The organism is Massilia alkalitolerans DSM 17462, from assembly GCF_000427785.1.
GTDB lineage: Bacteria > Pseudomonadota > Gammaproteobacteria > Burkholderiales > Burkholderiaceae_D > Telluria > Telluria alkalitolerans.
In genome coordinates this window covers 1-18,493 of record NZ_ATYR01000024.1, presented here as the reverse complement: position 1 = coordinate 18,493, position 18,493 = coordinate 1, and the positions used below count along the sequence as shown (strand labels likewise).

At 65.3% G+C, this 18,493-nt stretch carries 18 protein-coding genes and 1 pseudogene; 12 read left to right on the top strand and 7 right to left on the bottom strand.

Annotated features, from left to right (window positions below; translation table 11 throughout):
- Positions 1 to 21 precede the first annotated feature (21 nt).
- From ubiA to YWC_RS0119935, 4 genes are read left to right on the top strand one after another with little or no spacing between them, the layout of a single operon-like run.
- On the top strand, positions 22 to 876 hold the full coding sequence (ubiA, locus tag YWC_RS0119950; protein WP_027866980.1) for a 4-hydroxybenzoate octaprenyltransferase: 855 nt from the start codon (positions 22 to 24) through the stop codon (positions 874 to 876).
- Between the two features lie 43 nt (positions 877 to 919).
- On the top strand, positions 920 to 1,240 hold the full coding sequence (locus YWC_RS0119945) for an ElaB/YgaM/YqjD family protein (protein WP_027866979.1): 321 nt from the start codon (positions 920 to 922) through the stop codon (positions 1,238 to 1,240).
- Between the two features lies 1 nt (position 1,241).
- On the top strand, positions 1,242 to 1,619 hold the full coding sequence (locus YWC_RS0119940) for a phage holin family protein (RefSeq protein WP_027866978.1): 378 nt from the start codon (positions 1,242 to 1,244) through the stop codon (positions 1,617 to 1,619).
- Entirely contained in the window at positions 1,609 to 1,911 is a 303-nt protein-coding gene (locus tag YWC_RS0119935) for a hypothetical protein (RefSeq protein WP_027866977.1), read from the top strand. Before YWC_RS0119940 ends, YWC_RS0119935 begins: the two co-directional genes overlap by 11 nt.
- 134 nt (positions 1,912 to 2,045) lie before the next feature.
- Here YWC_RS0119935 and proC read toward each other — a convergent pair whose 3' ends face one another.
- Positions 2,046 to 2,864 carry a pyrroline-5-carboxylate reductase gene (gene proC / locus YWC_RS0119930; protein ID WP_027866976.1) on the bottom strand — a complete coding sequence of 273 codons (819 nt, stop codon included), beginning with the start codon at positions 2,862 to 2,864 and terminating at the stop codon, positions 2,046 to 2,048.
- Positions 2,865 to 2,876: 12 nt separating this feature from the next.
- Positions 2,877 to 3,581, bottom strand: a complete 705-nt coding sequence (locus tag YWC_RS0119925) for a YggS family pyridoxal phosphate-dependent enzyme (protein ID WP_027866975.1) — start codon at positions 3,579 to 3,581, stop codon at positions 2,877 to 2,879.
- A 79-nt stretch (positions 3,582 to 3,660) separates the two neighbouring features.
- Here YWC_RS0119925 and YWC_RS0119920 point away from each other — a divergent pair, with 79 nt between their 5' ends.
- The 5 genes from YWC_RS0119920 (at position 3,661) to YWC_RS34125 (ending at position 9,249) form a co-directional block, all read left to right on the top strand.
- Complete coding sequence (locus YWC_RS0119920) at positions 3,661 to 4,704, top strand: type IV pilus twitching motility protein PilT (RefSeq protein ID WP_027866974.1); 1,044 nt, start codon at positions 3,661 to 3,663, stop codon at positions 4,702 to 4,704.
- A 9-nt stretch (positions 4,705 to 4,713) separates the two neighbouring features.
- Positions 4,714 to 5,850 carry a PilT/PilU family type 4a pilus ATPase gene (locus YWC_RS0119915; RefSeq protein WP_027866973.1) on the top strand — a complete coding sequence of 379 codons (1,137 nt, stop codon included), beginning with the start codon at positions 4,714 to 4,716 and terminating at the stop codon, positions 5,848 to 5,850.
- A 24-nt stretch (positions 5,851 to 5,874) separates the two neighbouring features.
- On the top strand, positions 5,875 to 6,798 hold the full coding sequence (locus tag YWC_RS0119910; protein ID WP_084416499.1) for a MerR family transcriptional regulator: 924 nt from the start codon (positions 5,875 to 5,877) through the stop codon (positions 6,796 to 6,798).
- 267 nt (positions 6,799 to 7,065) lie between these two features.
- On the top strand, positions 7,066 to 7,533 hold the full coding sequence (locus YWC_RS0119905) for a chemotaxis protein CheW (RefSeq protein ID WP_051306597.1): 468 nt from the start codon (positions 7,066 to 7,068) through the stop codon (positions 7,531 to 7,533).
- A gap of 24 nt (positions 7,534 to 7,557) precedes the next feature.
- The gene (locus YWC_RS34125) at positions 7,558 to 9,249 is read left to right on the top strand and encodes a methyl-accepting chemotaxis protein (protein ID WP_036215141.1); all 1,692 of its coding nucleotides are present in this window, start codon (positions 7,558 to 7,560) and stop codon (positions 9,247 to 9,249) included.
- Between the two features lie 78 nt (positions 9,250 to 9,327).
- On the opposite strand, the gene YWC_RS0119895 is transcribed toward YWC_RS34125, so the two are convergent.
- Both YWC_RS0119895 and YWC_RS0119890 read right to left on the bottom strand, forming a co-directional pair.
- A complete protein-coding gene (locus tag YWC_RS0119895) occupies positions 9,328 to 10,014 on the bottom strand; it encodes a pentapeptide repeat-containing protein (protein WP_051306596.1) in 687 nt (228 codons plus the stop codon).
- An 88-nt stretch (positions 10,015 to 10,102) separates the two neighbouring features.
- Complete coding sequence (locus tag YWC_RS0119890; RefSeq protein ID WP_084416498.1) at positions 10,103 to 12,412, bottom strand: TonB-dependent receptor domain-containing protein; 2,310 nt, start codon at positions 12,410 to 12,412, stop codon at positions 10,103 to 10,105.
- Positions 12,413 to 12,570: 158 nt separating this feature from the next.
- Between YWC_RS0119890 and YWC_RS0119885 the strand changes: the two genes are divergently transcribed.
- The gene (locus YWC_RS0119885) at positions 12,571 to 13,050 is read left to right on the top strand and encodes a glutathione peroxidase (RefSeq protein ID WP_027866967.1); all 480 of its coding nucleotides are present in this window, start codon (positions 12,571 to 12,573) and stop codon (positions 13,048 to 13,050) included.
- Between the two features lie 134 nt (positions 13,051 to 13,184).
- Here the strand turns inward: YWC_RS0119885 and YWC_RS0119880 are convergent, their stop codons facing one another.
- Positions 13,185 to 15,233, bottom strand: a complete 2,049-nt coding sequence (locus YWC_RS0119880) for a glycoside hydrolase family 97 protein (protein WP_036215138.1) — start codon at positions 15,231 to 15,233, stop codon at positions 13,185 to 13,187.
- A gap of 96 nt (positions 15,234 to 15,329) precedes the next feature.
- Positions 15,330 to 15,644 (bottom strand): hypothetical protein, encoded by a 315-nt coding sequence (locus tag YWC_RS0119875; protein WP_027866965.1) that lies wholly within the window; start codon positions 15,642 to 15,644, stop codon positions 15,330 to 15,332.
- 308 nt (positions 15,645 to 15,952) lie between these two features.
- Here YWC_RS0119875 and YWC_RS0119870 point away from each other — a divergent pair, with 308 nt between their 5' ends.
- Complete coding sequence (locus YWC_RS0119870; protein WP_027866964.1) at positions 15,953 to 16,432, top strand: chemotaxis protein CheW; 480 nt, start codon at positions 15,953 to 15,955, stop codon at positions 16,430 to 16,432.
- A 30-nt stretch (positions 16,433 to 16,462) separates the two neighbouring features.
- The gene (locus tag YWC_RS0119865; RefSeq protein ID WP_027866963.1) at positions 16,463 to 18,181 is read left to right on the top strand and encodes a methyl-accepting chemotaxis protein; all 1,719 of its coding nucleotides are present in this window, start codon (positions 16,463 to 16,465) and stop codon (positions 18,179 to 18,181) included.
- Between the two features lie 69 nt (positions 18,182 to 18,250).
- Here the strand turns inward: YWC_RS0119865 and YWC_RS33390 are convergent.
- Positions 18,251 to 18,493: pseudogene (locus tag YWC_RS33390) on the bottom strand (IS1595 family transposase); the annotation flags it as partial.

Here is an 18,493-nt window from a genome sequence, read left to right as displayed (position 1 = left end):
TGCTCGACAAGACGCAACATCATGAACAAGCTGGCGCTCTACTTCCGCCTGATCCGTGCCGACAAGCCGATCGGCATCCTCCTGCTGCTGTGGCCGACCCTGTGGGCCTTGTGGATGGCGTCCGACGGAGTGCCGGACATGACGGTGCTGGCGATCTTCGTGCTCGGCACCGCCCTGATGCGTTCGGCCGGCTGCGCCATCAACGACTATGCCGACCGCGACTTCGACAGGCACGTCAAGCGCACCGTCGACCGCCCGCTCACCAGCGGCAAGATCCGCGCATGGGAAGCGGTGATGGTGGCGGCGGTGCTGTCGCTGATCTCCTTCCTGCTGATCCTGCCGCTTAACACGCTGACCAAGCAGCTGTCGGTGCTGGCCCTGATCGTGGCCGGCACCTACCCCTACTTCAAGCGCTTCTTCGCGATCCCGCAGGCCTACCTGGGCATCGCCTTCGGCTTCGGCATCCCGATGGCCTGGGCCGCCGTGCAGGACACGGTGCCGGCGGTGGCGTGGTGGCTGCTGGTGGCGAACGTGTTCTGGGCCGTCGCCTACGATACCGAATACGCCATGGTCGACCGCGACGACGACCTCAAGATCGGCATGCGCACCTCGGCCATCACCTTCGGGCGCTTCGACGTGGCCGCCATCATGCTGTGCTACGGGGCGGCGCTGGCCATCAACCTGGTGTGCGGCTGGTACCTGGGCCTGCGCTGGTGGTTCGTGGGCGGCATCGTGGTCGCGGCCGGCATGGCGCTCTACCACTACACCCTGATCCGCGATCGCGAACGCATGGCCTGCTTCAAGGCTTTTCGTCACAACAACTGGCTTGGCGCCGCACTGTTCATTGGTGTCGCGCTAGACTATGCATTCAGGTAATATTGCACAAAAAGCATTCAACCCTTCACTGACGAGGCCTACCATGATGGAAAAAATCCCTACCCAAACCGGCACCCGCGACCAACTGATGTCGGACCTGAAGACCGTGATTCAGGACGCCGAGGCCTGGCTGCGCAACGGCGGGCAACTGACCGGCGACGAGCTGAAGGCCGCCAAGGCCAAGTTCGAGCAGACCCTGTCGACCGCCAAGGAAAGCCTAGGCGAATACCAGCACACCGTGGTCGAGAAGACCAAGGAAGCGGCGCGCGTCACCGACGAATACGTGCACGAGAACCCATGGAAGTCCGTGGGCCTGGGCGCCGCCGTCGGCGTCGTGATCGGCATGCTGATCGCCCGCCGCTAAGATGAGTATCACGGCGGCGGTGAGAAGGATCGGGGCCGATGTGCTCGACCTGGCGCGCACGCGCCTCGAGCTGGCCGCCATCGAGCTGCAGGAAGGCGCCCAGCGCCTGTTCGGCTACCTCGCCTGGGCCGTTGCGGCCGCGGTGCTGGGGCTGTTCGCGCTGGGCCTGGTCATCCTGTTCGTGCTGGTGCTGTTCTGGGACACCCACCGCCTGGCCGCGGTTGGTGGCATGGCCGTGCTGTTCATCCTGGGCACCCTGTTCGCTGTCATGAGGCTGCGCGCCGGCCTGGCCGCGCGTCCGCCGATGCTGCCGGCCACCCTGGCGGAACTGCGCAAGGATGCGGCGGCCCTGAAGGGAGATGACTTCCATGGCGTCTAAATCCCAGCAGCTGGCGGAGCGCCGCGAGGCGCTGGTGGCCAGGTGCGCCGACCAGCGCGTCCAGGTGGCGCAGGAAGTGGCCATGCTGTCCTCGCCGCAGACGCTGGGCTTGATCCCGGCCTACGCGGCCAGGCACCAGAAGACGGCGCTGATCGTGGCCGGCGTGGCTGCGGGACTGTTCCTCACCAAGCCGAAATGGGCGGTGGGCACGGTGACGGCGGTCGTTTCGGCCTACAAGTTCGCGCAGAAGCTGCTGCCTGTGCTGCGCTGGCGAGGCTTCGAAGTCCACTGACCCGTAGGGTGGGCGGCTCGTGTTCTGGTCCACTGGACCAGAACACCCCACGCGGTGATAGTTAGCAGCAAGATCATTCGGTACGAAAGCGGAGCCGGTAGCGATCACCGCGTGGGCGGGAAGACCCGCCCACCCTACGAATCCTTGCCCAGCTCGTCCCCGAGCTCGCGTCCGCGATCCGCCGCCGCCTTCATCGCGGCGACGATCGCGTCCTTCNCCCCCGCCGCTTCCATGCTGCTAATCGCCGCATGCGTCGTGCCGCCCTTCGAGGTCACGCGCTGGCGCAGCACCTCGACCGGATCACCCGACTGCGCCGCCAGCTGCGCCGCTCCGGTAAAGGTGGCCAGCGCCAGTTGCCTGCCCTGCTCCGCGTCCAGTCCCATCTCCAGCGCTGCCTGCTGCATCGCTTCGAGGAAGTAGAAGACATAGGCCGGGCCGCTGCCCGACACCGCCGTCACCGGATCGATCAGGCTCTCGTCCTTCAGCCACACGGTCTGGCCGACCGCGCGCATCACCTTGTCGGCCGCCGAGCGCTGGGCCTCGTCGACTTCGCTGGCGGCCACCATGCCGGTGATGCCCATGGCGATCAGCGCCGGGGTGTTCGGCATCGAGCGCACGATGCGGGTGTAGCCGCCCAGCCAGCGCGACAGGTCGGCAATGCGGATGCCCGCCGCGATCGACAGCAGCAGGGGTTGGGCGCCGAGCAGCGGCTTGAGGCTGGCCGCGACGTCGCGCATCTGCTGCGGCTTCACGGCCAGCACGACCACGTCGGCGCCCCCTACCTGCACGTCGATGCTTGCCGCCGTGCTCACGCCGTACTGGCTGGCCAGGCGCTCGCGCGCCTCGGTATTCGGGTCCACCACGTGCAGGCTGCCGGCGCCGGTGAGTTGTCCGGCCAGGCCGGCGATCAGGGCCGTGGCCATGTTGCCGCCGCCGATGAATGCAATCTTCATGCTGTTCCTTTTTTATTGCTCGTAATGGCGGGCGCCGAAAATGGCGCTGCCGATGCGGACGATGGTCGCGCCTTCCGCGATGGCCGCTTGCAGGTCGCCCGACATGCCCATCGACAAGGTGTCGAGCGCCAGGCCGTCGGTGCGCAGATGCTCGAACAGGCCGCGCAGGCGGGCAAACGCGGCGCGCTGCTGCGACGGGTCATTGCTCGCTTCGGGAATCGCCATCAGCCCGCGCAGGCGCAGGTTCGGCAAGGCGGCCACCTGGCGCGCCAGCTCCGGCAGTTCCGCTTCGCCGGCGCCGCTCTTGCTGGCTTCCCCGCTGATGTTCACCTGCAGGCAGATGTCGAGCGGGCCCTGCTCCGGCGGACGCTGTTCGGACAGGCGCTGGGCGATCTTCAGGCGATCGACCGTGTGCACCCAGTTGAAATGGGCGGCGATCGGCCGCGTCTTGTTGCTCTGGATCGGACCGATGAAATGCCAGCTGACCGGGGCATCCGGTTGCAGGCGCGCCACTTCCTGCATCTTGTCGAGCGCTTCCTGCAAGTAGTTTTCGCCGAAGGCGCGCTGGCCCACGGCCATCGCTTCGACCACGGCTTCCGCAGGGAAGGTCTTGGAAACGGCCAGTAACTGGACTTCGTTCCTGCTCCTTCCGGCAGAGCTACAGGCGGCCTGGATTGTCGCTTCGACAGCTTGCAAGTTCCCGGCGATTATGGACATAATGATTTTCTATAGGAAATATTTTCGAGTCGAGACGAGGACTTCGCCTGGCTCCATACACGCTCTGGATTATAAGACAATGGACATTTCGGAACTCCTCGCATTCTCGGTCAAGAACAAGGCCTCCGACCTGCACCTCTCGGCCGGCCTGCCGCCGATGATCCGGGTGCACGGCGACGTGCGCCGCATCAACCTGCCGCCGCTGGAGCACAAGGACGTGCACGGCATGATCTATGACATCATGAACGACGGCCAGCGCAAGCAGTACGAGGAGGTGCTGGAGTGCGACTTCTCGTTCGCGATTCCCGGCCTGGCCCGCTTCCGCGTCAACGCCTTCAACCAGGAACGCGGCGCGTCCGCGGTGCTGCGTACCATTCCGTCCAAGATCCTGTCGCTGGAAGAGCTGAACGCGCCGAAGATCTTCAGCGAGCTGGCATTGAAGCCGCGCGGCCTGGTGCTGGTGACCGGCCCCACCGGTTCCGGCAAGTCGACCACGCTGGCGGCGATGGTCAACCACCTCAACGAGAACGAATACGGCCACATCCTCACCATCGAGGACCCGATCGAATTCGTGCACGACTCCAAGAAGTGCCTGATCAACCAGCGCGAAGTCGGTCCGCACACCCTGTCCTTCAACAACGCGCTGCGCTCGGCGCTGCGCGAAGACCCGGACTGCATCCTGGTAGGCGAACTGCGCGACCTGGAAACCATCCGCCTGGCCCTGTCGGCGGCGGAGACCGGCCACCTGGTGTTCGGCACCCTGCACACCTCCTCGGCGGCCAAGACCATCGACCGTATCGTCGACGTGTTCCCGGCCGAAGAAAAGGAGATGGTGCGTGCGATGCTGTCGGAGTCGCTCCAGGCCGTGATCTCGCAGACCCTGCTCAAGACCAAGGACGGCTCGGGCCGCGTGGCCGCGCACGAGATCATGATCGGCACCCCGGCGATCCGCAACCTGATCCGCGAAGCCAAGATCGCGCAGATGTATTCCAGCATCCAGACCGGCAGCAGCGTCGGCATGCAGACGCTCGACCAGAACCTGACCGACCTGGTGCGCCGCAACGTGATCTCCAGCGCCGCTGCCCGCGCCGCTGCGAAAATTCCCGAAAACTTCCCGGGCTAAGGAGCGGCAATGGAACGCGACCAGGCATCCAAGTTCATGTTCGACCTGCTGCGCCTGATGACCAGCAAGGGCGGTTCGGACCTGTTCATCACGGCCGGCTTCCCGCCGGCGATCAAGATCGACGGCAAGATGACGCCGGTCTCGAACCAGGCACTGAACGGCACCCATACCGCCGACCTGGCGCGCGCCATCATGAACGACAAGCAGGCCGCCGGCTTCGAGCTGACCAAGGAAGCCAACTTCGCGATCAGCCCGGGCGACCTGGGACGCTTCCGCGTCTCGGCCTTCATGCAGATGGGCTGCGTCGGCATGGTGCTGCGCGTGATCACCACCACCATCCCGAAATTCGAGGATCTCGAGCTGCCGGAAACCCTGAAGGACGTGATCATGACCAAGCGCGGCCTGGTCATCATGGTCGGCGCCACCGGCTCGGGCAAATCGACCACGCTGGCGGCCATGGTCGGCTACCGCAACGAGAACAGCTACGGCCACATCATCACCATCGAAGACCCGGTCGAATTCGTCCACCCGCACCGCAACTGCGTGATCACCCAGCGCGAAGTGGGCGTCGACACCGACAGCTTCGAGGCGGCGCTGAAGAATTCGCTGCGCCAGGCGCCGGACGTGATCCAGATTGGCGAGATCCGCGACCGCGAAACCATGGAGCACGCGATCGCGTTTGCCGAGACCGGCCACCTGTGCCTGGCCACCCTGCACGCCAACAGCGCCAACCAGGCGCTCGACCGCATCATCAACTTCTTCCCGGAAGAGCGCCGCCAGCAGCTCTTGATGGACCTGTCGCTCAACCTGAAGGGCCTGGTGTCGCAGCGCCTGATCCCGAAGAAGGAAGCCAAGGGCCGCGTGGTGGCGATGGAGATCCTGCTGAACTCCCCGCTCATCTCCGACCTGATCTTCAAGGGCGATGTCCACGAGATCAAGGAAATCATGAAGAAGTCGCGAGAGCTGGGCATGCAGACCTTCGACCAGGCCCTGTTCGACCTGTACGAGGCGGACAAGATCAGCTACGAAGATGCGCTGCGCAATGCCGATTCGGTGAACGACCTGCGCCTGAACATCAAGCTCAACAGCAAGCACGCGAAGAACCGCGATTTCTCGACCGGGATGGACCACCTCGGGATCGTCTGAGCACGATCGGATATACTCGCGAGCGTGACGATCCAGGATCCTACTCCTTTCGCCAGCGAGCTCTTGACCATTGCCGAAGTGGAACGCCTCACCGGCATCCGGCAGGGCACCCTGCGCATGTGGGAGCGCCGCTACGGCTTTCCCCACCCCCTGCGTGACGCGCATGGAAAGCGCAGTTACCCGCCGGCCCAGGTGGAACGCCTGAAGGAGGCGCGCTGCCTGATGCTGCAGGGCGTCCGCCCAAGCCACATCTTCGCTCCTGCTGGCGCCACGCCTTCCATTCCCGTGCGTCCTCCGGCCAGCCCCGCGCACCAGGAAGCCATCGACCTGCTGCGCGCCTATCGCCTGTCCGAGCTGCACGCGCACCTGCTGTTCCACCTGATGAGCAGCGGCATGCGCGACTTCGTCATCGACCTGCTGGCGCCGCTGTCGCACACGGTGGCCGAGGCTGTCCGCCATGGCGAGCTGGCGCTGCGTTTCGCTCACCTGTACGAGCAAGTGGCGGCTTCGGTCCTGCACCGTGGCCTGTCCACCGTGCGCACTGCCGCCGAGGCACGTCCCCGCGCCGTGCTTGCGGCCCTGCCGGGCGATCCGCATGTCCTGGAAATCACGATGGTGGAGACGGTCCTCACCACGCTCGGCCTGGAGTGCCTGCAGCTCGGCGCAGACACTCCCCTGCACGAAATCGCCGCGGCGGTTGCGGAGTCGGGAGCGGAGCTGGTCGCGGTGTCGATCGACATGGCCGCGCCGCGCCGCGACCTGAAACGCAGGCTGGCCGCCCTGCGCGCCAGCCTGCCGGCCAGGACGGTCCTGTGGATCGGAGGCGGCGGCGCTGGCCAGTTGCCGGTCCTGGCCGGGATCGACTACATCCCATCTTTTCGCGATATCGAAACGGCTTTGTCGGGATGGCGTGCGAACGTCTCGCGTCCGGTCGCACTTCCCGGCTGACAGCTACGCTCGCACGGGCATGTTGTTGTAAGGAAGAAACAGGCTGCCCCGCGCCCTCTGCCGCCAACGGCCAGCTTTGTACTGTACAAACCGACGTCCCCGCCACCTGAGCAGGGCGCGCCGGACATTTGTGCTGCACAAGCACGAATCCTCATAAAATCAATAACTTACAGCAATAATGTTTCCCCTTGGAACTATTCATCTGCCCTGATAAGGTGTTGTCCAAGGCGGCATTCGTTCCGCCATCAACCATTTATCACAGCAAGCATGAGCAACGATACGAGCACGCTCGAGGTCCTGGCCTTTCGCCTCGGGCAGGAAGAATATGGCGTCGACATCCTGACGGTGCAGGAAATCCGCGGCCATGACGCCCTGACCCGCATCGCCGGCGCTCCCGGCTTCATCCAGGGCGTCATCAACCTGCGCGGCACGATCGTCCCGATCGTCGACCTGCGTCCGCATTTCGGGATCGACGAAGGCAGCCTGGGCCACGCCACGGCCGTCATCATTCTCGGCCTGGCCGGCAGCACCTTCGGCATGGTGGTCGACAGCGTGTCCGACGTGGTCCGCATCGGCCCCGGCGACATCCGCCCCGCCCCGGAAACGGGCGGCAACTTCGAAGCCGGCTGCCTGCTCGGACTCGGCACGGTGGACGGACGCATGCTGATCCTGCTCGACATCGAGCGCCTGCTGGCTTCTCCCGAGCTCGGCCTGATCGCGCCGCGCGCGGCCTGACCCTTACTCTTCAGAGGATTTACCATGTTTAAGCACTTGAAGGTCGGCACCCGGCTGCTGGCCGGTTTCCTGACCATTACGCTCCTTGGCGCCGCCGTCGCGGCCATCGGCATTTTCAGCATGTCCCGCATGAACGCGGATACCGATCGCCTCTACACCCGCGAACTGCTCGGCATCGTCCATACCAAGGAAGCCAACATCCACCTGATCGATATCGGGCGCTCGCTGCGCAACCTGATCCTGGCGTCCGGCGCGCAAGAGCAGAAGGCGGCCCTGGACAGCATCGAGTTCCTGGCGAAGGAGCTCAACGCGAGCCTCGACCGGGCGCGTCCCCTGTACTTCTCGGAGCGCGGCAAGCGCAGCTTCGCCGCGGTGGACCAAGGCCTGCGCGATTACGAAGCCGCTTCCCGGCAGGCGATGAAGATGGTGCTGGACGCAGAGTCAGGCGACAGGCAGGCGGTGCTGGACTACCTGCGCGATGTGGTGGTTCCGCGCTCCGACGAAGTCGACAAGCGCCTGGCGGCGCTGATCGAGATCAAGGAAGAAAATGCCCGCCTCGTCGCAGACGAGGCCATCACCACCTACACCACGAGCCGCAGCATGATGCTGGTGCTGGTGCTGGCCAGCGCCATTGCCGGCATCGGCATCGGCATCCTGATCACCCGCAGCCTGATGCGCCAGCTGGGCGGCGAGCCCGACTATGCCAGCGACATCGCCGGCCGCATCGCCGAGGGCGATCTCAGCGTCGACGTGGCGCTGCGCCCGGGCGACAAGACCAGCCTGCTGTTCGCCATGAAGCGCATGCGCGAGAGCCTGTCGCAGATCGTCGGCGAGGTGCGCACCGGCACCGACGCGATCGCCTCGGCATCGCGCCAGATCGCCAGCGGTAACCTCGACCTGTCCGCCCGCACCGAGGAACAGGCCAGCTCGCTGGAAGAAACCGCCTCCTCGATGGAAGAACTGACCTCGACCGTCAAGCAGAATGCCGACAATGCGCGCCAGGCCAACGGCCTGGCGAGCTCGGCCTCGGAAGTGGCCGAACGCGGCGGCATGGTGGTGTCGCAGGTGGTCGACACCATGGCCTCGATCAACGAGTCGTCGAAGAAGATCGTCGACATCATCGGCGTGATCGACGGCATCGCTTTCCAGACCAACATCCTGGCGCTGAACGCCGCCGTGGAAGCGGCGCGCGCTGGCGAACAGGGCCGCGGCTTCGCGGTGGTGGCCTCGGAAGTGCGTACCCTGGCCCAGCGCTCGGCCGCGGCGGCCAAGGAGATCAAGCTCCTGATCGACGATTCAGTGGGCAAGGTCGACGCCGGCGCGCGCCTGGTCGACCAGGCCGGCGCCACGATGGGCGAGATCGTCGACAGCGTGCGCCGCGTCACCGACATCATGGGCGAGATCTCGTCGGCCAGCGTGGAGCAGACCTCGGGCATCGAGCAGATCAACATGGCGGTCAGCCAGATGGACCAGGTGACCCAGCAGAACGCATCGCTGGTGGAAGAAGCGGCGGCGGCGGCCGAATCGCTGCAGGACCAGGCCGGCAAGCTGGCCGGGCTGGTGTCGGTGTTCAAGCTCGATGCGCGGGCGCCATCGGTGGCTGCGCCTGCCGCGCAGGCCAGGCCGGCAACGCGCCTGGCGGCGCCTGCCCTGAGGGCGGCCCACCCGGCGCCACGCAAGGCCGCCGTGCGCGAGGAGGAATGGGAAACCTTCTGACGCCGAATCCGATCTTCGACGCCCTGCACCGCGCCGGCCAAGACCTTCAGGCCGGACTTCACGTAGCGCCGGCCCCGTTCAGGCCACGTTCAGCCCCATCTCCCGCACCATCTCGGCCGCCTGGCGCGCCGAGATAGTCGCACCCGCGAACTGCTTCGCATTCGCCAGCTTCAAGCCGCCGATATCGGCTTCGCGCAGGTCCGCGCCCTCGAAGCGCGTGTCCCTGATGTGGGCGTCGCGCAGGCTGCCGCCTTCGAACACCGCTTCGCGGAAGTCGCAGCCCGCTAGGTCTGCATCCGCGAGATCCAGCCCCACCAGTTTCGCCTTGCGGAAGGACATGCGGCGCAGGTCGGCGCCGACCAGCAGCGTGTCTTCGAAGCTGAGCGCCAGGTGGCTGGTTTCCTCGAACTGCGCGCCGGTCAGCTTGCAGCTGCGGAAGGAGGCGGACGCCAGGCGCGCGCGGCGCCAGCTACTGTTGTTCAGGTCGGAGGATGCGAAGAGCGCGTCGACCAGCTCGGCGGACTCGAAATCGGCGTGCCCGCCACGGCAGCGTTGCCAGCGCGTGCGCGCCAGCTTGGCCGCGTAGAACGAGGTTTCCGCCAGTTGGCAGGAGCGGAACACGCAGTCTTGCAGGTCGAGGCGCGACAGGTCGAGGCTTGATAAGTCGCAGTCCTCGAACACGAGGAGGCTGCCGGAAGCGAGGGAGGATTCGATGCGGGCGCGGTCGAGGGCTTCGCCGCCGAGGGTAATGGTGGTGCGGGACATGGCAAGGATGCGGTGGTTCGGCCGGACAGCATACACGTCCGGCCGCCCCGCCGCATCCCTGTTTGAAGCGCTTCTCTAAAGGCCTTGATCAGCCGGGGCCGGGGCCGCCAGGACCGCGGCCGCCGCCCGGACCGCCGAACATCATCTGGCGGCGCTGCCCGCCAGGGCCGCTGAAGCCGCCGAAGCGGTAGCTCAGGCCGATGAAAGCGGTGCGTCCGTTGTTGCGGTTGACCCTGTATTCGCGCAGGCGGTCAGTTTCGGTGATCATCTCCGACTTCTGCGAATCGAACAAGTCGTTGATGTTGAGGTTCAGGGTCAGCGCAGGCGTCAGCTTGCGGCTGTAGTTGAACATGGCCCAGTAGCTCGGCTCGCGGTAGCCTTCGCCGAACAGGGTCTTGCCCTGCCCGGTCAGCATCAGCATGAAGTTGTTGCTCGGGTCCAGCTGGTAGGTCATGTGCCCGCGCAAGGTGAGCGAGGTAGCGCTGCGCTTGTCATCCCTAACGCTGCCCAGCACGGTCTGTTCCGAATAGCCGACGTTGCCGTTGAGCCTGAGTGTCAGCTGGGGAGTGGCGCGCCCGCTGAAGCTGAATTCCAGCCCGCCGGAACGGGCGCTGCCAGCGTTTTCCCGGGTAGTCAGGAGCACATCGTTGGCCAGCACGAAGCGGCGTTCGGAAATCAGGTCGGCGTCGCGGCGCGCGTACAGGCGCACGGTGGTATCCACCTTGCCCAGCTTGGTTTCGACGCCCAGCTCCAGCGAATCGCTATTGGTCGGCTGGAGGTCCGGATTACCAGACGAGACATTCTGCTCGTCGCGGTACACCACGAACGGGTTCAGGTCGCCAGCGCCGGGACGACGGATGCGGCGCGCATAACTCAGGCGCAGCGTGGTGTCGTCCGACAGGCCATAGGTCACGAAGGCGCTCGGGATCGCATCGAAATAATGATTGGTCGCGCGCATGCCGGTGGTGACCTGGTTCATGTCGAGCTCCGCGTACTCGGTGCGCAGGCCGCCCAGCACACCCCAGTCCTCGTTGACGCGCCACTGGTAAGTGCCGTACAGCGCGTAGGTCGTGTCGTTCAGCTCGAAGCGGTTGGTGCGGGACGTGCTCACACGCTCGGCGCCGGTGACCGGATCGAGATCGAAGAACACGTTGTCGAACACGTTCTCGTTGCGCGCCACCTTGTAGCCGACCTTCAGCACGCCGTTCTCGCCGGGCAGCTCGTAGTCGCCGGTGAAGTCGGCGATGCGGGTTTCGGTCACGCCGGTCTCATGGATGACGGGAGTGCCGACCCGCGCCGGACGCACGGTGTAGATGTAGTTGTTGCGCGCCCCGCGGTCGGCGTCGGTGCCCGACAGGCGCAGGTCCATCTGGAATTTTTCACCCGGGGCGTCGCCCTTGTGGTCGAGGCGAGCGCCCAGGCCGTAATTACGCTGCTTGCTGGTGCGCAGGCTGCTCTGCACATATTCGGAGTCGACGACGCCGGCGGCGTTGCTGTTGCTGTAGCGATTGTTCGATTCGCCTGTCCTGTCGACTTGCGAATAGTTCGCGGTGAGGCCGACGACGTCCTTGTCGCCCCAGTTGTAGGTCAGGCCACCGTTAGCGCTGGTGTTCTCGTCTTCGTTCACGCCATTCGAGAACGAAGTGCTGCGCGCGATGGCGCCGGTGACGGGGTCGATGCGCTCGCGCTGGAGCTCGCCGCTGTTCTCGTTCTTACCCTTGCTGCGGGCCAGGTTGCCCTGCACGCTATAGCGGCCTTGCGTGTAGTTGCCGAAGACGTTAGTCCGGTAGCGGCCTTCGGTGCCGATGTTCGCACTCACGGTTGCGAAACCGCCGGGACTGCGCTCGCGCCGCATCACCAGGTTGATGATCGGTCCGCCCCCGCCTTCGTTGCCGAACTGCGCGCCCGGGTTGTTGATGACCTCCACCGAGTCCAGATCGCCCGCCGGCAACGCATTGATCGCGGCCGCGCGGTTCTCGCCCTGCATCATCGCCGAGGGCTTGCCGTCCACTAGGATCTGCACGCTGCGGCCGCGCAGCGTCACGTTGCCGTCACCGTCGACGGCGACCGAAGGCACCTTGTTCAGGGTGTCGGCCACAGTGTCGACCGAGGTGGCCGGATCGGCCTTGACGTCATAGCTCTGGCGGTCGATGCGGTTCTGGCTGCGGGTCGCGCTGACGGTCACGGTGGACTCGACCGGCGTCTGCGCCGGCGGCGCAGCAGTTGCCTGGGCCGGCTGGGCCTGTACCGGCGCCTGCTGCTTCGCCTGCTCCTGCACGGCCGGGGCCTGCTGTGCGCTCACCGCGAACGGGGCGAGCAGCGTGCCTGCGACGAGATGCGCGATCAGCGAACGGCGCGGATGACGGGAGTGGCTGGCGAAGTGTGAATTGGTAGGCATGGAAGCGGCTCTGCAATATAGGCGAGCGCGATTGTCGCATGCCACCTTCTTATCGTTTGTAACAAAAGATAACAAGCACCGACTTGAGCGATTGGGGCATGCATACGTGTTGCGCCGCCATGACATACACTTCTGGTTTTCCAGACGAGGGCTCAGACATGAACGTATTCGATTTCAGCGCCGCCACGCTCGACGGCAAGCCGATGGACTTGAGCGATTACCACGGCAAGGTGCTCCTGGTCGTCAACACCGCCAGCGCCTGCGGCTTCACGCCGCAGTACAAGGGGCTGGAAGAGCTGCACCGCCAGTACGGCGAGCGGGGGCTGGTGGTGATGGGCTTCCCCTGCAACCAGTTCGGCAAGCAGGAGCCGGGCACGGAGGACGAGATCGGCGCCTTCTGCGAGAAGAACTACGGCGTGAGCTTCCCGATGTTCGCCAAGGTCGACGTCAACGGCGACGGCGCCCACCCGCTGTTCAAGCACCTGAAGGGCGAGAAGCCGGGCGTGCTGGGCACCGAAGCCATCAAGTGGAACTTCACCAAGTTCCTGGTCGGCCGCGACGGCGAGGTCGTGAAACGCTATGCGCCGCAGACGGCCCCAAGCGAAATCGCCGGCGACATCGAGAAGCTGCTGGCGTAATAGCGGACGATCGCAGTTGTAGGGTGGGCAGGTCTCCTGCCCACGCGGCGATAGCTATCGGGTGAAGGGTCCGGCCGGATGATCTTGCAGCCGCTTGAACGCGTGGGCGGGAAAACCCGCCCACCCTACGAAAATCAAGGCTGTGGGGTCAGGCGGATCGCCTGGCCGCCACCCGGCGCAAGGCGCAGCTGCAGCGTATCCGCCGCGGTGACGGTCTTCGTCTCCGTCACCAGGTCGAAGCGGCGCTCGCTGCGGTAGTCGGCAGCGTCGCCGTCGCGGTAGATCTCGGCGGTATAACGCTTGCCCTTGTCCAGGAAATCGAGCGGCAGCGGCAAGCTACGCGCTTCGCCATCGGTCACCGCGCCGACGTACCAGTTGTCGCCCGCACGGTCCTTGCGAGCGATGGTGGCGAAGGAGCCCACTTCGCCGTTGATCACGCGGGTGTCGGCCCAGTCGGTCGGCACGTCCTTGATGAACTTGAAGGCCGCCGGATACTTGGCGTAGTTCTCCGGCAGGTCGGCCGCCATCTGGATCGGCGAATAGATCACGACGAAGTTCGCCAGCTGCTTGGCCTGGGTCGAGTTGAAGACCTTGTTGTCCGCGCCCACCAGGCTCAGCACGCCCGGGGTGTAGTCCATCGGGCCGCTCAGCATGCGGGTGAACACCAGCTTGGCCTCGTGGTCCACGCTGTTCGGCGGATTGCCCCAGGCGTTGTACTCGACGCCGCGCGCGCCTTCGCGGGTGAGCCAGTTCGGGTAGGTGCGGCGCAGGCCGGTGTCCTTGACCGGTTCATGGGTGTCGATCGACAGCTTGTACTTCGCCGCCTCGGTCACCGCCTTCAGGAAGTGATTCACGCCTTCCTGCGAATCGTAGTGGCCGTAGCGCGGCTTGCCGTCGCGGCCCGTGAACAGGGCGCTGCCGGCTTCGTGCACATAGCCCGACTTGATGCTGTCCACGCCCAGCTTCGCATACAGCTTGTACGCCGCATCCATCTGCTTCTCATACGCGACGATGTTGGCGCCGGTTTCGTGGTGGCCAATCAGGCGCACGCCTTTCGACTTGGCATACGCGGCCAGGCCTGGCAGATCAAAATCCGGGTAAGGCTGGGTGAAGCTGAAGTCGGCGCCGCCATGGCCCCAGTCGCTTTCCCAGCCCTTGTTCCAGCCCTCGACCAGCACGCCGCGGAAGCCGTTCTGCGCCGCAAAGTCGATGTACTTCTTCGTGTTGGCAGTGGTGGCCGCGTGCTTCGGGCCCGCGTTCCAGGTGCCGCTCTGCAGGTGCATCTGCCACCAGACGCCGACGAACTTCGAGGGCTTCACCCAGCTCACGTCGCCGAGCTTGTTCGGTTCGTTCAGGTTCAGGACCAGGTCGGACATGTACAGGCCGGCCGCGTTGTCCGCGATCTGCATGGTGCGCCATGGCGTGGTGAAGGCGCCCTTGCGCACCACCGCCGGGCCGCTCGGCGACGGCGCCAGCATGGCGCGCAGCTTCTGGCCGTCGACCTTGCGCAGCCACATGGTGGCGTAGTCGACCAACGCCGCTTCGTGGAAGGCGATGTGGGTGCCGTCATCCAGGCGCACGGTGAGCGGCGTATTGGCGATGCCGATTTCCTTGAGCGGCGCCTTGCGGATCTCTTCTTCGAGTCCCGGCAGTTCGGCCGCCGGAATCCACCAGGCGGTGGCCGGCTGGGCCACCGTGAATTCGGTCAGCTCGTCGATGATTTCGGCTTCCTTCAGCTGCGGCTGGGCCGGGAATTCGTAGCGGAAGCCGACGCCGTCGTCGTAGATGCGGAATACCACCGCCAGCTGGCGGCCGGCGCGGTTCTTCTGTTCCAGGTCGACGCGCAGCTCGCGGTAATGGTTGCGCACGAAGCGGCGCTCGCCCCAGGGCTGCTCCCAGGTGCTGTCATGGTCGCTCACGTCTTGCTTGCGCAGGCTGAAGCCGCCGTCGAGCTTGTGTGCATTGGCCAGGTTGAAGCCCAGGCGCGAAGGGGCGATGAGCTCCTTGCCCTTGCGCTTGACGCCGTAGGCCAGCTTGCCCATGCCGTCGACCTGCACTTCCACGCTGATGACATTGCCCGGGGAGGCGGCGCTGGCGATCAGTTTCTGGGCCCAGGCCGGCAGGGCCAGCAGGCAGGATGCTGCCACGGCAGCGGCCGTGGCAAATGAGCGGTGGAAGTGCATCGGGTCTCCTTGTCGTGTAATGCGCCGTAGGAAAACTACCTTTACTACGGCTGAGCATCACATAGTACGACAAAAAGATGTAACTCGACTACCAAATCAACGGGTCTGGATCCAGGCGGCGCCGTGTGTGATGCAGGCGCGGTTGACGTTCTCGAGGAAGCGGATGGCCTCGCCCTGCGAGACGCCGGGCGGCATCAACTGGGCGAGCGAGGCGTCTTCGGTGACGCGGTCGAGGCCATAGGAAATGGCGCGCGATACGTCGCGTGCGAGTCTGCCGTCGCTGTTGTACAACGCGTCATAGACGCCGGCCTCTTCCCATACGGGCACGAGGCCGGGCGTGATGGAATCCTCGAACACGACCATGGGTGGCAGGCCTTCGTCTTCGCGCACCAGTTGGAACACGAAGCTCATGGCGTCTCCGGCATCGAGACTGCCAGGGATACCGGGCCGGCGGCAGGAAGGGATCGGCGAAATCGCATAGTGCTTGATGAATGAACGAAAGCGCCAGTATAGCGCCGCAGGCGATTGTCCGAGCGCGCAGCCGGCTCTGCGGGGCTCCTCAGCGACAGTACCAAATTCATCATTTTTTGATGCGTATGTGCCGCATATTTTAGAGAGCATCGTCGAATTCTCACCAAAAATCACGCAAACTCACTAACATCATAGTAAAATATTTCCATACGGAAACCAAGTTCATATTAAAGAAAGATTGGGATCGAATGGACAAATCAGCATCGGCCGCAGGTGACCTGGAAATACTGTCGTTCCGGCTTGGCAAGGAAGAGTATGGCATCAGCATCCTGGCGGTACAGGAGATCCGCGGCTATGAGGCGGTTACCCGGATCGCCAACGCGCCGGCCTTCCTGAAAGGCGTGATCAACCTGCGCGGCAGGATCGTGCCCATCGTGGACATGCGCATCCGTTTCGGCCTGCCAGCGCAGTACGACGCCTTCACCGTCGTCATCGTCCTGAACATCGGGCGCCACGTGATCGGCATGGTGGTCGACGGCGTCTCGGACGTCAGCGCCCTCACCCCGGAGCAAGTGCGCCCTGCTCCGGACATGGGCAGCGCCATCGACACCGATCAATTACTGGGCCTGGGCACGGTGGGCGAGCGCACCCTGATCCTGCTCGACATCGAGCGCGTGATGGCCGCACCCGACATGGGCCTGGCCGACGCGCTGCCGGCGGCTGCCTGAACCACCAAGCATCATTAAACAAGAACACACATGAACATCTCCGACATCAAGATCGCCAAGCGCCTCGCGCTCGGCTTCGGCGTCATTCTCGCCTTCCTCGTCCTCAGCCAGGTCATGGGCATGCAGATGCTGTCCCGGATCGGCGCCGGCGCCACCGAACTCGCCGACGCCCGCATCCCGAACATCAAGAGCACCAATGGCGTGCTGGACGGTGTCAACGACATCGCGGTCTCACTGCGCAACATCCTGCTGGACGCCGATCCGGCCGGCCGCGCCAGGCAGAACGAACTGATCGCCGCTTCACGCAAATCCCTGCAACAGGAACTCGACATGCTCGGACGCCAGCCGACCGTGCCGCGCGCCCAGGCCGTGCTCGAACGCATGAAATCGGCCCACGCCAATTATGACAAGGGGCTGACGGAATTCCTGCAGCGTGCCAATGGCGGCGACGACGCCGGCGCGCGCGACTACCTGAATACGACGCTGCGGCCCTACCTGGCCGCGCTGAAAGGCGCCATTGGCGAACAGATGACGATCCAGCACGAGCTGGCGGAGCAGGCCTCCGCGGAAGTGCGCGCCATCGAAGCCTCGACGCGCACGATGGTGTTCGTCCTGACCGGCGTCGTGCTGGCGCTGACGGTAGCCATCGCCTGGTTCCTGACCCGCTCGATCACGGTACCGCTGGGCCGTGCGCTCGACCTGGCCAATACGGTGGCGTCCGGCGACCTGACCAGCCGCATCGAAGTCGACCGCCGCGACGAGGCCGGCCAGCTGCTGCAAGCCCTGAAGACCATGAACGAGAACCTGGCGCGCACCGTGAGCGCGGTGCGCAGCGGCACCGACACCATCGGCACCGCGGCCGCCGAAGTCGCCGCCGGCAACCTCGACCTGTCGGCGCGCACCGAACAGCAGGCCAGTTCTCTTGAAGAAACCGCGTCGTCGATGGAAGAGCTGACCTCGACCGTCAAGCAAAATGCCGACAATGCCCGCCAGGCCAATACCCTGGCCGAGGCGGCATCGCGCGTGGCCGAACGCGGCGGCCAGGTGATCGGCGACGTGGTCGGCACCATGGAGCAGATCAATGCGTCCGCCGGCAAGATCGTCGACATCATCGGCGTGATCGACGGTATCGCCTTCCAGACCAATATCCTGGCGCTGAACGCAGCCGTTGAGGCGGCACGGGCCGGCGAACAGGGCCGCGGCTTCGCGGTAGTGGCGTCGGAAGTGCGCAACCTGGCCCAGCGCTCGGCGGCCGCCGCCAAGGAAATCAAGTCGCTGATCGGCGACTCGACCCACGCCGTGGAAGCCGGCAGCAAGCTGGTGGGCGAAGCCGGTTCGACGATGCAGGAGATCGTCGAGAGCGTGCGCCGGGTCACCGACATCATGGGCGAGATCACGGCGGCCAGCGCCGAGCAGACGGCCGGCATCGAGCAGATCAACGAGGCGGTCACCCAGATGGACCAGGTGACCCAGCAGAATGCCGCGCTGGTTGAAGAGGCGGCGGCGGCATCGGCCTCGATGCAGGAGCAGGCCGGCATGCTGGCCTCGGCGGTGAGCGTGTTCCGCATCGAAACCCGCGACCTCGACCTGCAGGCCGCCGTGCCTGCCGCCGCGGCGCCTCCCCTGCCGCGTCCGGCTTCGCCCAGGGCACCGGCGAAGGCAGTCGTGAAACAGGTCGCGGCGCCGGCGAAGCCGGCACGCAAGGAACCGAGCGTGGCCGCCACGGCGGGCGACTGGGAAGAGTTCTGACCGGCCTGCGCTGACCGAATGCTAAAAGGGCCTGCCGCGTGCAGGCCCTTTTTTCAGGCGCTGTCACCGTTAGCTATGGATGACCCCGATCGCGATCCGTAGCAATTGCTCTACCGTCGTTATCCGTCCACCATCGAGCGCCCGACGCCAGCCCAGGTAGTTCGGCAGGTAGCGCGAAGCTACTCCGCGGAAGCGGCTCAACCATTGCCGGAAGCGCTGGTGATAGGCGTTCACATTCTGCACATGGATGGCGCCGGCAACGCCGCTGCGTACCCGCACGCCGGCACGCAGGTTCACCGCCTGGTGCGCAAT